Here is a 14,381-nt window from a genome sequence, read left to right on the forward strand (position 1 = left end):
GCCTTCGGGCATAGCCCTCAGGCGTTCAGCCAGTGCACGAAGCGATGCTTCGTCAGCGCACTGTCTTCACCCCCATGTGAGCGATAAACCTTTTAGAAACGCGTCTACCTCTTGGTTTGTAGGACAGACACCTAATTAAATGAAAAGGCTACCCGAAAGGGTGGCCTTTTTGCGTTGTGGGGTACTGAAAAACCACGGAGACACCTTCGCAGCTTGCGGGCAGCCTTTTAACTTAATGCGCCTGACGGCGCTTACCCCCGCGGTCAGCCCTTACGGGATGAACACCTTTCCTTTATCAACACCCCACGCCGCAGGGACTCCCGGCTTGCAAGCACAGCTTGCTGCGCGCTACGGCCACGGCAAAGCGATGCTTTGCTAACCGCGTGGCCTACGCCCCCATGTGAGAGGACTGTAAGGAACAAATGTCAGGTGCAACCTCTGCCATGCAGCCCACAGGCGCTCGCAAGCGAGCTGCGTTGGCCCCCAGCTCACGGCAGCAAGCCGCTCGCGCTTCGGGTGTATGAAGCTGCGCTTCATTAACAGCACACCCTAAGCCCCCATGTGAGCGGCGCTTCGCGCAGATAACCAAAATACAAACAAGTTGCTTGTAATCGACTCTTCCTAGGGGAGAGAGGGTTGGGTGCGGGGCTTTCGTTTTATGAAACCGTTACAAAGGCTGTTTGCTGATCAAAAAAGCAAGCCGCTTCTTAGCTTCAAGTTCTTCATCAAAAGGCTGTCCTTGGTCGAGCGCCAATTCCAAATAACGTTGCTCTTCTTTTTCGTTATTTTTGCGTTCGTAGATCTTTGCAAGCGAGAGAAGATCTTCTAACTCCAATGATGCGTGTTGGGCTTGAGAAGCAAGGTAGTTCTCGATTGCTTTATCCAGCTGCTGATTATGAAACTGGGTCCTGGCGTAAATTTTGGTTACTTCCCCAAATTGAGGAGCAATTTGGTGAGCCTTGGTTATTGACGTTAGTGCGGATTGATTCTGATTAAGGGCAAGATAACTTAGGGCTATTTGGGCTTTGACTATTGGATTTCCCGGCAGCTTATCTTCCATTTCCTGATAGGTCTTTAGTGCTTCTTCGTAACTACCGGCTGAGAAAGCTAAGTTTGCTAGTCTGCCTTTTAAGTCGAGGGACTCCGGGGCTTTTGCGCTGGCAACCCGATACCCAGCCAATGCTTTTTCAAGGTCTCCTTGATGAAAAGCGATATCCGCTACTTCAAGTTCGGGAATCAAGAGTGTGGGGTTGCTCTCTTTTAATTTTTTATACTGGCGTAATGCTTCTTCTGCATTCCCTCCCTTCCATAGGCTGCGGGAAAGGTTTATTTGGGCTAACGAGTTGTCATGTTTTATGGGGGCTTCCGTAGCCATCTGGAAATAACCCTGTCTGAACAGGTAGTAGCCATAGGCGATATTGAGCCAGTCACTCTTAGTAAGCGCAAGGAACTGCGTTCTGACTCTTGCTTCTGACATATCGAAATAGAGTGGTATCAGGGACTTTAACTGCTGTTCGTTTTCGACACCTTTGTACGCAAATGATAGTAGTTGGTGGAGCGGATCTGCAGGATCTAACCGCATCAGGCGAGTTATGATCTTATCGGAATCAGCACTTTGTTCAGTGAGAGATATGAGCGCTTTAAGTTGTTGAGGCTCTCGACTGTTAATTTCATCTAACCGACTAATCAACAATTTGGATTGCTTTACATTGCCTTGGCGCCACTCGATTAATGCAAGGTCTAACATGGCAACATAGTTTTCAGGGTGCAGTTCGAGTACCCGGGCTATTGAGCGCTTAGCGGAGACCAAATCGTTATTGATCATCGCTACTGCCGAAAGAATCAGGGGGCCCCCTGGATGTTCAGGATCAAGTCGCTGCCAATGTTCGGCGTATTTTTCAGCATCATACAGATTACTTTGAGAGAGGCTGATTTTGGTTAGAAAAACGGTTGCCGCAAGGTTGTTGGGATCGAGGGTCATTACCTGTTTGAGTAGTTGAGATGCCGCCTCGTTGTGTCCTTGTTTAAACAATATCTGCGCTTTTAGTAATTTCGCCTCGCTACTGTTAACAGGCATATCGATGACTTCAAGCGCTTTAAATAACCTATTTTGCTTTGCATAACCTGTCGCCGCAATAAAGGCGGTAGAGGAGAATAGTTGAGGTGCAAGACGTTGAAGTTCTGTTAGGTGTTTGGTCAGAGCTAAGTCCTTATGCTGACCGAGCAGTGCTAGAGCATACAAGTGATGTCCCGCGGGGTCTTCTGGACGTTCAGCTATCCAGTTTTTGGCGGCGAGCTCAGCATCGATGAAGTCATTGTTACCAATCAACCCTAATATCTGTTGCTTTGCGCCTTGAACATAAAGCCCATCCATCAGGGTTTGGTTGAGCCAGTCGAGATCACTCAATCCATAACTGTCACTACTGCTCAAGCTGTTCGATTTGAGCGCGTCTGAGAGTGCGCTATCAAGCTTTCGCTGTGAAGCTGTGTCTGACAAGTTTATTGGCGCGGCTAAAGATACAGGCAACCAAAAGGCCAAAATCAGAGCGGCACAGTGGCGATAAATATGGCTGATAAGTTGGCTCATCATCAGTAGTTCCTTTACTGGCGTTAACCTACCAGTTTAGACAAAAATGGCGCTACCGCGGAAACGGTAACGCCATTTGTGATTGGAAGTTGGAGTTAATCAACCAACTAGCCTTGACGGCGACGATACATTACACCAAACAGTGCCAGAGCCAGCATTGCCAGTGGGGCTGGAGCTGGAACATCTGAATTTGGTGGAGGCTCGTTAAAGCCTGCTTCGCCTTTCACGTGGAAAAGCGCAACAAAGATGTTGTCGTCATTAGATGGATTATTGGTATCAACTTTTATCTGGGTATCACCATCGTTGATAAACGGAACCAAGTTGTAACGTTCATCATCGTCTGTGTAGTTATTAGGATTCAACAGGTCATCGTCATAACCACCCATGGTGATCAGTGAACCATTACTTTGCTGTTCACCGTCATCCCAATTACCTGCGTTGTTGGTGAGCAAATTGCCATTAACGTCAACGTTAGACTTCTGATTACAGCAACTGAAGCTAATACCTAAACGCATCTCAGCAAAAAACGCTGGATCCGTAGTATCGATGGGGTCGGCGAAATTTACTGTGGTGGTATCACCGTCGAGTGCTGCGCCGCCATCAAGAATAGCTACAGTAGATTTTTCAAGAGAAGCCAATTCGTAAACCACAATCAATGCTTCACCATCCGTACGTGAATCAGATTCACGAAGGCTAAAGTTGTAGACGCCACCTGGGCCGCCATCAATGGTAGGCTTCACCAGATCGGTTACATCTTTACGGCCTGTGCGGAAGTAGTTTGGCAGTGAAGGAGGAATTGGGTTCACATATTCCTGATCCCAGGAATTGATGTTAGTGCCGTTGAAGTTAACATCACCCATTGCAGGTGCTGAACCATACATCGCGGAATAAAGGTAAGCTGCAACTACTGTTGCTCCCGCAGGGACGGACGCAGAAATAGTGCCGCTTTGACTTGTACCACCCCAACCGTCGGAGGAAACACCGTAGTTGCCTACGTACGTTTTAAAGGTAGTTAAAGACGCAGATGCCATGCCTGATACTGCCAGCGTGACAATCATTGCGCCGATTTGTAAAAATCGCTTCGCATTAATCATCGTGTGATTCCTTACTTTTTAATGCATATCCATATACAGCTCTAAAGTATCAGCCGCGCTACATCTGGGCTGCGCGGTTGAGTCATACCTTGTTTAGCAAGATGCTCGCCAGTTATGAATTCCAGAATTTTTCAACGTGTTAGCCTGCATATGAGGTCGCGACATTGCTTTTTTGTAAAGATCTTCGACGCGACCACTAACACAAAATTGGTAGGGATATTGTGCTTTACTTGGGCTAAAGCCCGAACCATAACGGGTGATATAAAAACGTCTTCATGGAGCGATTATGACGCGTCATTGGTATTTCTTGGTGGGACTGTTTCTCTTCATCGCAGGGGTTGCGTTGGCAAGCGACTTCTCTGGCTTTGTTGGTGGCTCTGCCATGATGGGCGAACCACTAGCTCTTTTAATGTTGCTGATTTTCTGTATCGCCTACCTATTAGTGTTTTTTGAAGAAAAAACGGGAATAGCAAAAAGCAAACCGATGATCTTCAGTGCAGGGCTGCTTTGGATGATTGCATCCGTGATAGCGTATCAGCATGGTCTGGAGCATGATGCTATCCGGCAGGCGGTGACCCATAACCTGGATGAGTTTGCAGAGCTGTTTTTGTTCCTTATGGTTGCGCTGATTTATATCAAGCAGATCGAGGAGCGACAGGTCTTCGAATTGCTCAAAAGTAAGCTAATCAGCCGGGGATACAGCTACCAGGGCTTGTTTTGGCTAACGGGCATCATTGCGTTTTTTCTTTCTGCGATAGCAGATAATCTGACGACGGCACTGGTTATCGGCACCGTGGTCATTGCTGTTGGTCAGGATTCTCCAAAGTTTGTTTCCATTGGTTGCATCAATACTGTCGTCGCGTGTAACGCTGGCGGCGCTTTTTCTCCGTTTGGTGATATAACCACCCTGATGGTCTGGCAAGCAGGTAAGGTTGAGTTCCTCGAGTTCTTGAAGATATTCATTCCTTCATTGATTAGTTTTCTTGTCCCTGCGGCTGTGATGGCGATTTTTTTGCCTAAAGGATCTCCTGAGACCTTGGGTGTGGATGTCAACTTAAAGCCGCATGCCAAGCTTTATTGTTTTCTCTTTGCATTCACTATTTTGTTGGCCGTACTGAGTGAGCAGATACTGGGCTTGCCACCCTACCTCGGCATGATGACAGGCCTTTCTCTGTTGATGTTAGGTGAGTACTTGTTTAATCGTTCTCTGCCTGAATCTGATCCTGATAAGCAGCGCAATCTTTTCTCGGGGTTGGCTGAGGCGGAGTGGGATACGTTAATGTTCTTTTTTGGAGTGATGTATTGCGTTGGTGCTTTGGGATTTATTGGCTATCTGGCGTGGCTCTCTGATCTTCTGTATACCGGTTATGGTGCGGATGCCGCGAATATTGTGGCAGGGTTGATTTCCGCGATGGTAGACAACATCCCGGTCATGTTTGCCATTCTGCAGATGGACCCGGCAATGGATCAGTTCCAATGGTTGCTGATTACCTTGTGTGCGGGGATTGGTGGCAGTGTGATGTCGATTGGCTCGGCGGCTGGCGTAGCCTTGATGGGGATAGGTCGTGGCCATTACACCTTTTTGAGTCACTTGCGCTGGTCAGGGGTGATTTTACTCGGTTACGGTGCGGGTATCGGCACGCACTATTTGGTTAACCTTTGATTCGTTGGTGGGAATTTTAGAACTTTCTTTTGCGTCAACTACTCTTAATAGAGTGAATCGACCGTGATCTTATTCGCTGAAGCGAAGGTAGAAGAGGTGTTAGATTTAGTACACATACTCTTGAATTCAGAGTTTTAGGGTTGCTAGGAGCCGACCTGTAATTGTCCGCACGGATGCCTCTTGTGGTCTGACGTAAGAGGTGATTTATGAGCTTTTTTCACTTTACCCGCGAAGAAAAACGCTACCCGGTTGCCAATATTGCTGTACTTGTTTGCGGTGCAGTTGCATTGCTGGTTGCTATCGCAATTTAGAGACGTGGACATGAAAAGGGCAGCCGTTCGGTTGCCCTTTTTTGATCTCTGAAACCTCCCTGATTCGCTTTAAATCGTTCAGTTTCGCTACTCTGCCAAGTTTTGCATAAATCTGATTGTCTCGAGCAATCGCCTATAGGTTGTAGCATAGAAGACTAGCCAATCAGTTGCCTTGTCCTGTTTAGTTGCCAGTGTCCGCAGAAGTGAAAAAGTCCTTATCGGGAGTGATCTGCTGTTATGTGTTAGCGTAATTAACTGCTATTCAAATAATAATGTGGCTTTAGGGGAAAACAGAATGATTCGACTATTAGTGGGAGCCTTGCTCTGCACGCTAGGCTGGGCTGCTAATGCAGACCTGACAGAACGAGAAGGTTTGGTGACTGCTGGAGGCAACCCTATGGTGTTGCTTGGCAATGGTGTGAACGTGGGTGATCAGGCGCCAGATTTTAAAGTCGTTGACGCTAAATTTAAGCCGATTCACTTGAGCGACTTTAAAGGTAAAACTGTACTTGTTTCGGTGGTACCCAGCATTGATACCGGCGTGTGTTCGCTGCAGACCAAACGTTTCAACAAAGAGGTCGCTAAGCTGCCGGGCGATATTGTACTGATAACCTTGTCGACAGACCTGCCTTTTGCCCAAAAGCGATTCTGTGAAGTTGAAAATGTCGACCAGATGCCTGTGCTTTCCGACGCCGTATGGCGCGAGTTTGGTGAACACTATGGCTTGTTGATTAAAGACCGCGGGCTGTTGGCGCGTGCCATTCTCATCGTAGACAAAACCGGGAAGCTGCAATACCAGGAGCTGGTGAAAGAGATGAGTGAGCATCCAGATTATGATGCGGCACTGGCTGCGGCGAAGAAGATTCATCAAGGCTAAACAGAGCAACATTTGCATTAAAAAAGGGGCTGTCGATTCAGCCCCTTTGTTGTTTTGGTCAGACAGTATTACTCAATAACTGGCCGTTTATGAGCAACGCCCTGATGACAGTCAATGCAGGTTTTGCCTTCCGTTTCTATCTGCTTGTGATTGGTGCGCACGCGGATAGGTTGTGCATCGGTATCCCAATTTTCTGGGATATGGCAGCTTCGACACTCACGGCTGTCATTGGCACTCATATCGTCCCATACGTGCTGAGCCAATCTTAGTCGCTCCTGTTCGAAATTCTCCAGCGTCACGGTTTCCATTAACTGGTAGTAGATATCTGCGGTGGCTTTGACCTTAACGATCATCTTATCGACGAAAGGTTTGGGTACATGGCAATCGGCACAGGTGGCGATGACGCCTGAACGGTTTTTGAAGTGAACGGACTCGTGGTATTCCTCTACGATAGTATCCCGCCCAATATGACAGCCGTAGCAGAACTCATTGGTGTTGGTGTAATCCATGACGCCATGGAAAGCGGTAACGCCGATAACACCAACAATGACAGCTAAAAAGCCACCTATCGGGATCCCTAACAGCCACTTACTTTTTGTTGGTCGCCAAAGTCGACCCGGCTTTTTAGGCGCATTCATAAACGATCCTCGCGTGAGGGCGAAAGCCGCTCAAGGAGCGGCTTATTCACCTTATTTACTTTCGCTCAGATAGCGCTGCTTGAATGCCTTTTGCGCTTCCAGTCGTTTTTGTTTCACGGAGTCTGGCTCTTTACCTGAGAACCAGGCATGTTCGGGGCGTGACAGGATCTCATCAAGTAGCGCGCGGGCTTCTTTCGCCTGTTCGCTCTTGCCTGCATGTTCAGCGTGCTCAACGACTTCAATATACTGAGGCACCATTTCTATGTAGAAACGTTCAGCGATTTCGTACATGCCATGCCATTGTACGTAGTCTGGTGCCATCATAGCGGCACCGTGACGGGCGCGACGACCTTCGTGGTGCCATAGGTAGAACCAGGTCCATTCGATCTCTTCGTCAAACTGCTGTTTGGTCAACATCTCATGTTTGGCCAGCATATCCATCATGGCTTTGCCTGGGCGGGCGAACTTGTCATTGTAGAGCACGACCAAGTGGTCAAACTGCTGATAGAAGTTTTCCACCCAAGGGCTGGTATGGCATGCGCTACAGACCTTCTTCATATCGGCTCGACGGTCTTCCCAGGATTTTACTTTTTTACCCTGAGCCAATGCCTTGGCATCAATTTTTTCTGAAATGGCGGGGCGTAAAGTCCAACTGATACGTGCGCCAACATCGTGGGTCAGTGGTAGCTCACGTGTGGCTGACATGTGACAGGTTGCGCACGTAGGAGCGGCATCATAATCCTCTCCCACAATCCATTTTGATGAATCCAGATTCATACGGTCGACATTGGCATAGAAGTTAATGCCGTGTTTGGACTCTTCATAGATCTCTTTCTGTGGATGGTCAGGACCAAGGTGGCATTTACCGCAGGCTTCAGGACGACGGGCCTGTACCATAGAAAACTCATGACGTTGGTGACAGGCGCTGCAGGCGCCGACAGAACCGTCCGGGTTGATTCGGCCAATGCCAGTATTGGGCCAGGTAGTGGGGTCCAGATCCCCATTTTTCAGTACTTTTACCTCTGCACCATGGCATTGCCAGCAGCCACTCACTGCGGCAGGAGATTGCCCGTTAAAGCTTAAATGGCCTTCAACGACTTCTGCTAAGAAGTTATCCAGAGACCCGATAATCTGGCCTGCTTTGGCGTGGTGGCTGGCGGCAAACTCAGCAACTTCTTTGTTGTGGCACTGCCCACAATCTTTAGGCGATACGATCACCGCAATGTCGAACCCTTCATGTTTGATAGCATCAGCATCATTGGGGTCAGCACTGTGGCATTCGTAGCAACCAATGTTGGCGCCAAAGTGCTTGGAGCGCCCCCACTGTTGATAGAGCGCAGGGTTTTGTTCTTTGTGGCAAGCAACACACTGTTTGCTGGCGTCACTCAGGGAGGTAAATGGCTTCAACATCTGCGCTTTGGGTGCAGCATAGGCCAGGCTCAGCATCGCACTGATGCAGAGCAAAGTGAGTAGGGCAAGGAATCTTACTTGTACCGCCAAACGTCCGTTAGTCATGGCTTTATCCATTCTTCGTCGCGTGGTCGTACCCTTATTATTTTTATGGGTACAAGGATGGATAAATAATAGACATATAATCCACATTTTATGTGGGTGATTTGAAAAATTGTTAACCCCCTCACTGGTCGATAAATAAACAACTGAGCGAGATCAAACCTTATAGCCAGTTAAGAGTTTGCTCATAAATAACACATTATCTATACTGTATGCATATACAGTATTTGGTGGTGTTAATGGGGTCTCTTGAATCCTTATTTGATAGTGGTGCGATATGGCAGGGGCGTAATCCTCGCACAACTTCAGAATGCTCTTTTCCGACTCAGATAGCCAAGCTTGATGATGCATTAACTGGTGGCTGGCGCACGGGTGAATTAATCGAGTTGCTGTTATCACAGCCAGGGATCGGTGAATTACAGTTGCTGCTGCCTGCCATGGCTAAACAAGCGTCGCGTGATGCCTGGCAGTTGTGGATAAATCCTCCTGCTATGCCTTATGCCCCAGCGCTCTCTGCAGCAGGTCTCGAACTTTCACAACAGTTGATTGTTGAATCTCGTTGTTTAAAGAAGGCGTTATGGAGTGCTGAACAGGCGTTGAAATCTGGCTGCTGTAGCTGCGTGCTGCTTTGGTTACCTGACCCCAGGCTACAAGCCAGTATGACTCAGTTGCGCCGACTGCAATTGGCCGCAGAAGAGGGCAATGCCCTGATTTTTATGTTGCGCCCACAGTGGTTAGGTGAACAATTTACCCAGCTGCAAAGCTCTCCCGCAGCAACCCGATTATCGCTTAGCCTGATGGAAGATGGATTGAGTGTTGAGCTATTTAAGCGTCGGGGTAGCTGGGCGCTTAAACCTTTCACGGTAGATCTGTCGACAGGTTTACAGCTTCCACAGATCACACCGCAATCAACCCATCAAACCTGCTTGCAAACCTCTGGTGCAGATATCATTCAAGGGCCATGGAGTTAGAGGGGTATGGCTTGGCTGGCGGTAGAATTTCCGAACCTGGCACTGGAGTGGTGTAGCCGCGGTCTAGGTGATGCCCAGACAGTGGTGCTGCTGGATTCTAAACATAAGGTTTCCCAGTGTAATCAGATCGCGGCGGCTCAAGGGGTTGAACCGGGCATGACGCTGGCCACACTGCTGGCGCTGGTCGACGACGTCACTTTGGTCAGTGACAGTGATGCTCGGCGCTTGTATGGGCTTACGCCAAGCCGAGAACTTGGCCAAAGTTCGGTTAAAGGGAACTCAGGTAAAAAGAGTGCGGGTAAAGAAAGACGTAGTAAACAAACTGAGTCTCTGACATCCCTTGATGCACTTCAGCAGTTGGCGCTCTGGGCAAACGATTACTCTGCCCAGATCCTGCTTGTTCCCCCTCAGAGCCTAGTGATTGAGATCGGCAGTATGCTGCGATTGTTTGGCGGCTTGCCTGGGTATTTAGCGCAATTTGAACATGGATTGCAGCAACTCGATTACCCCTGCCGTTGGGCAACGGCACATACGCCAGTAGCGGCATTTACCTTGGCTTATACCGCAACAGCGTGGCGTCAGGTGAGCGCAAAATCGACGATGGCGCAGTTGGTTCGATTACCTGTTACCAGTCTGCCGATCAGTGTCGAGCAAAAGCAGTCTCTGGAGCGGTTAGGGCTGAGTCAGCTGGAGCAACTTTTGGCGTTACCTGCAGCGCAGGTGCGTAAACGATTGGGCGGAGCATTACTGTGTTGGCTATTAGAACTGCAGGGCCGCCTGCAACCCAGGTTTACCCGCTTCGTTGTACCTCCTCAATTTGAGATGCAGTTACCGCTGCTGGCTGAAATCGTGCACATCCACGGTTTGTTATTTCCATTACGGCGCTTGCTGGAAGGTATGGTGAGTTACATGCGTCACCGTCAGTTGGCAACAACAAGCTGTCTGCTGTCGCTGACTCACAGAGATCAGCCAGCCACATTGATCCGTTTGAATTCTGCGGCGCCTGAAGTGGCATTGGCAGAGTGGCTGCAATTAAGTCAACTTCAGCTGGAACGTCATCAACTGGTTGCCCCTGTGATCAGTATGTCACTTTGCTGTGATCAGTGGGTGGAGTTAACCGCAGAAGCCAAAGACTTGCTGCAGGCAAAACATGGACAGGGTTTGAGTCGATTACAATTGCTGGGGCGATTGCAAAGTCAGCTAGGCTCTGAACAGCTCTATGGTTTGCGCTGTGGTCAGGCTCACACACCGGAACACGCCTGGCAACGTGCTGAACCTTCTGTTTCTCCTGCTTCAGCTTCTTCTGTTTCAGTCTCTTCTGCTGAACCACCGTCTGTTTCGTCTCAGGAGACAGGAAGCCAACTTCATTCGTCAATGGTGCCGATACGTCGTCCGAGTTGGTTACTAGACCCCGCTCAGCCTTTGACCAGCAAAAATATTCAGATCCTGGATGGTCCGGAGCGGATCAGTTCCGGCTGGTGGCGATGGCCAGAGCCGGCAGTATTACGAGACTATTTTGTTGCCAAAGATGGCGATGGCCGTTTGTGCTGGATCTATAAAGACGCGCAGGGCAGTTGGTTTGTGCATGGCTGGTTTAGCTGATGTCCTATGCCGAGCTTCATTGCCTCAGTAGCTACAGTTTTTTACGCGGGGCGTCTCATCCGGAAGAGCTGGTAGCCATGGCTGCGCAGCTTGACTACAAAGCCCTGGCTATCACTGATGAGTGCTCGGTAGCCGGTGTGGTGAAAGCCCATATGATGGCCAAGCAGGTGGGGCTTCAACTGATTGTTGGCAGTGAGTTCCAACTCACCTGTGGTGACCGTTGTGTGTTACTGGCACCGAATCGCAAGGCGTATGGTGAACTGTGTGAGTTGATTACATTAGGGCGACGGCGCTGTGAAAAAGGCCAATATCAGCTGGATTGGCCTGATCTCATTGATGTTACAAAGCGCTGTCTGCTGCTGTGGTGGCCAGCATCGGAAGACAGCTTTTCCACTCGCGTTAATGAGCTGAAAGTACACTGGCCTGAACAGCTTTGGCTGCTGCAACATCGTTGGTTGTTGTCGACGGAGAAGTCAGCATTGCAGCGATGGCAGTTGCTGGCGGCACAGCATAAGGTTCCTGTGGTCGCGGGAGGTGGTGTGCTTATGCATGAGCGTAGTCGGCAACCGATGCAGGATCTGCTGAGTGCCATTCGGCTCAATATGCCTGTGGCTGATGTTGTATCGCAACTGTCGCCTAATGCTGAGCGTGTGCTCAGACCGGTGGAAGTTCTACAGAAGCTGTTTTCAGCCGATGCGTTGGCGCAAACGCTGGAGATCGCCAAACGCTGTCGGTTTTCATTGGATGAGCTGCAATATGAATACCCGGCTGAATTAGTGCCGGATGGCCTTAGCGCATCGGAGTACTTGGCGCTTGAGGTGGAAAAAGGGGCACTGTGGCGATTCCCCAAAGGTATGCCTTTGCCTGTGCGAGCTCTGTTACGAAAAGAGTTATCGCTGATCGCAGATTTAAGATACGAATACTTTTTTCTCACCATCTACGATGTGGTGCAGTTCGCTAAGTCTCGTCACATATTGCATCAGGGGCGGGGCTCAGCAGCCAATTCGGTCGTCTGTTACTGCCTGGGGATCACGGAAGTGGACCCAACCAAGGTGGATCTACTGTTTGAGCGTTTTATCTCGAAAGAGCGTAATGAGCCTCCAGATATCGATGTCGATTTTGAGCATGAACGTCGTGAAGAAGTTATCCAGTATATCTACCAAAAATATGGCCGTGATCGTGCAGCCTTAGCGGCGACCGTGATCAGTTACCGCTTTAAGAGTGCGCTGCGGGATGTAGGCAAAGCGCTGGGAATAGATACCAGTCTGCTTGAGCATTGGCTGCATCAGGTGGACCGCCGTGACCGACAAATTGGCTGGCAGCAGCAGATGGCGGACATGGGAGCGTTGGACCAGCCGATGGGTGAGCGTCTGGTGGCGTTGATATCTCAACTGATTGGTTTTCCACGGCACCTGTCTCAGCATGTTGGCGGATTTATTATTTCAGCGGGGCCTCTGCATCAGTTGGTACCGGTGGAAAATGCTGCGATGGCTGACCGTACTGTGATCCAGTGGGATAAGGATGATCTGGAATCGCTGGGCTTGTTGAAGGTCGATGTATTGGCTCTGGGCATGCTGACCGCGATCCGTAAGTGTTTTGCCATGGTGGCGGAAATTACCGGTGAGCCGATGGGCATGGCGCAGGTGGTTTGGGAGCAGCCAGAGGTCTACGACATGTTGTGCCAGGCTGACAGCATTGGCGTGTTTCAGATTGAGTCCCGTGCGCAATCCAACATGCTGCCGCGACTCAAACCGCGCTGTTATTACGATTTGGTGATCCAGATTGCGATTGTCCGGCCTGGCCCGATCCAAGGGGATATGGTGCACCCGTATCTGCGGCGCAAACAGGGGGTAGAGCCCGTGATTTACCCCAATCCAGCGTTAGAGCCTGTGTTATCACGGACGCTGGGTGTGCCGCTATTTCAGGAGCAGGTGATCAAGCTGGCGATGGTCGCGGCTGGATTCAGCGCCGGTGAGGCTGACCAATTGCGGCGAGCCATGGCCAGTTGGAAAAAGCATGGCCAGTTAGAGGTGTTTGAGAAAAAGTTTCTGCTGGGCATGACCAATAACGGTTATCAGCGTGACTTTGCTGAGCAGGTCTTCCGGCAGATCCGCGGCTTTGGTGAGTATGGCTTTCCCGAGTCCCATTCTGCCAGCTTCGCGTTACTGGCTTATGTGTCTGCCTGGCTGAAATACCACTATCCCGCTGCGTTTTGCTGTGCATTACTCAACAGTCAGCCCATGGGGTTTTATACGCCGTCTCAACTGGTCCAGGATGTGAAGCGGCATGGCGTGACAGTGTTACCCGTGGACGTGACCCGTAGTGATTGGGATCATCTGCTGGAGCCTATTCAAGCCAACCATGATCGAGTTGAAGGGCATGGTATCCGTTTGGGACTGCGTATGGTCAAAGGGGTGTCCCATCAAGCCATGGCACGCCTAGTGGATGCGCGACCCGCGGAAGGGTTTGCAGACCTGAGTGAGTTTTACCAATACATGCAGGCAGCCGGGGGCATCGCCAAAGATGAGCTGGAAGCGCTTGCAGCCGGTGGTGCACTTAAATCGTTGGGTGGACACCGATACCAATCTCGTTGGCAATTGGCAGGTGCAGAGGCCAGTACGCCTTTGTTTCCTGCACGGGTGGAGAGTGATGGCGTGGCGTTAGCTGCGCCTACCGAGGTGGAGTCTGTGTATGAAGATTTTGCCAGTCTGGGGTTGTCTCTGGAACGTCATCCGTTAGCCATATTGCGTGGTGAGGGTTTGCTTCCCGGTTGTGCCACTGCGGCAGAATTGATTACCAGAGCGAATGGCAGTTTAGCGACAGTGGTTGGATTGGTCACCGGGCGCCAGCGCCCCGGCACTGCATCGGGTGTTACCTTCATCACCCTGGAAGATGAAACCGGAAATACCAATGTGGTGGTTTGGCAGGCCACCGCAAGAGCCCAGAAACAGCCCTATTTGACGGCGCGTCTACTCGAAGTGCGTGGCATTGTTGAGCAGCAGGGTGAGGTGGTTCACTTGATTGCTGGAAAACTCACCGATCGCAGCCATGAGCTGGAAGGATTACTGCTAAAGTCCCGAGATTTCTGCTAATTTACAGAAAAACACAGGTAAAAAAGGATATCCC

At 49.9% G+C, this 14,381-nt stretch carries 9 protein-coding genes; 5 read left to right on the top strand and 4 right to left on the bottom strand.

The features are described from left to right. Nucleotides 1–667 precede the first annotated feature (667 nt). Complete coding sequence (locus ABEA14_RS12800; protein WP_345340413.1) at nt 668–2,590, bottom strand: tetratricopeptide repeat protein; 1,923 nt, start codon at nt 2,588–2,590, stop codon at nt 668–670. 104 nt (nt 2,591–2,694) lie between these two features. Next, on the bottom strand, nt 2,695–3,681 hold the full coding sequence (locus tag ABEA14_RS12805; RefSeq protein WP_345340414.1) for a DUF3344 domain-containing protein: 987 nt from the start codon (nt 3,679–3,681) through the stop codon (nt 2,695–2,697). A gap of 283 nt (nt 3,682–3,964) precedes the next feature. Between ABEA14_RS12805 and nhaD the strand changes: the two genes are divergently transcribed. Both nhaD and tpx read left to right on the top strand, forming a co-directional pair. Next, nucleotides 3,965–5,344, top strand: coding sequence for a sodium:proton antiporter NhaD (nhaD, locus tag ABEA14_RS12810; RefSeq protein ID WP_377776250.1), 1,380 nt, complete (start codon nt 3,965–3,967; stop codon nt 5,342–5,344). A 606-nt stretch (nt 5,345–5,950) separates the two neighbouring features. After that, entirely contained in the window at nt 5,951–6,532 is a 582-nt protein-coding gene (gene tpx, locus ABEA14_RS12815) for a thiol peroxidase (protein ID WP_345340416.1), read from the top strand. A gap of 68 nt (nt 6,533–6,600) precedes the next feature. Here the strand turns inward: tpx and ABEA14_RS12820 are convergent, their stop codons facing one another. After that, nucleotides 6,601–7,170, bottom strand: coding sequence for a NapC/NirT family cytochrome c (locus ABEA14_RS12820; RefSeq protein WP_345340417.1), 570 nt, complete (start codon nt 7,168–7,170; stop codon nt 6,601–6,603). 51 nt (nt 7,171–7,221) lie between these two features. Beyond that, nucleotides 7,222–8,685 (bottom strand): multiheme c-type cytochrome, encoded by a 1,464-nt coding sequence (locus ABEA14_RS12825; protein WP_345340418.1) that lies wholly within the window; start codon nt 8,683–8,685, stop codon nt 7,222–7,224. A 236-nt stretch (nt 8,686–8,921) separates the two neighbouring features. Between ABEA14_RS12825 and imuA the strand changes: the two genes are divergently transcribed. The 3 genes from imuA to ABEA14_RS12840 are packed head-to-tail and all read left to right on the top strand — an operon-like array spanning nt 8,922 to nt 14,347. Beyond that, nucleotides 8,922–9,653 (top strand): translesion DNA synthesis-associated protein ImuA, encoded by a 732-nt coding sequence (gene imuA, locus ABEA14_RS12830; protein ID WP_345340419.1) that lies wholly within the window; start codon nt 8,922–8,924, stop codon nt 9,651–9,653. Nucleotides 9,654–9,659: 6 nt separating this feature from the next. Next, nucleotides 9,660–11,255, top strand: a complete 1,596-nt coding sequence (locus ABEA14_RS12835) for a Y-family DNA polymerase (RefSeq protein ID WP_345340420.1) — start codon at nt 9,660–9,662, stop codon at nt 11,253–11,255. After that, complete coding sequence (locus tag ABEA14_RS12840; protein ID WP_345340421.1) at nt 11,255–14,347, top strand: error-prone DNA polymerase; 3,093 nt, start codon at nt 11,255–11,257, stop codon at nt 14,345–14,347. The genes ABEA14_RS12835 and ABEA14_RS12840 overlap by 1 nt, the downstream gene beginning before the upstream one ends. Nucleotides 14,348–14,381: the final 34 nt, after the last annotated feature.

Source organism: Corallincola platygyrae (assembly GCF_039544265.1).
In the GTDB taxonomy this organism is placed as follows: domain Bacteria; phylum Pseudomonadota; class Gammaproteobacteria; order Enterobacterales; family Neiellaceae; genus Corallincola; species Corallincola platygyrae.

Excerpts from the sequence above, each read along its gene's own strand:
- ABEA14_RS12820 (WP_345340417.1), bottom strand. The coding sequence starts at position 7,170 with ATGAATGCGCCTAAAAAGCCGGGTCGACTTTGGCGACCAACAAAAAGT.
- ABEA14_RS12840 (WP_345340421.1), top strand. The coding sequence starts at position 11,255 with ATGTCCTATGCCGAGCTTCATTGCCTCAGTAGCTACAGTTTTTTACGC.
- ABEA14_RS12805 (WP_345340414.1), bottom strand. The coding sequence starts at position 3,681 with ATGATTAATGCGAAGCGATTTTTACAAATCGGCGCAATGATTGTCACG.
- ABEA14_RS12800 (WP_345340413.1), bottom strand. The coding sequence starts at position 2,590 with ATGATGAGCCAACTTATCAGCCATATTTATCGCCACTGTGCCGCTCTG.
- ABEA14_RS12835 (WP_345340420.1), top strand. The coding sequence starts at position 9,660 with ATGGCTTGGCTGGCGGTAGAATTTCCGAACCTGGCACTGGAGTGGTGT.
- imuA (WP_345340419.1), top strand. The coding sequence starts at position 8,922 with ATGGGGTCTCTTGAATCCTTATTTGATAGTGGTGCGATATGGCAGGGG.
- tpx (WP_345340416.1), top strand. The coding sequence starts at position 5,951 with ATGATTCGACTATTAGTGGGAGCCTTGCTCTGCACGCTAGGCTGGGCT.
- ABEA14_RS12825 (WP_345340418.1), bottom strand. The coding sequence starts at position 8,685 with ATGACTAACGGACGTTTGGCGGTACAAGTAAGATTCCTTGCCCTACTC.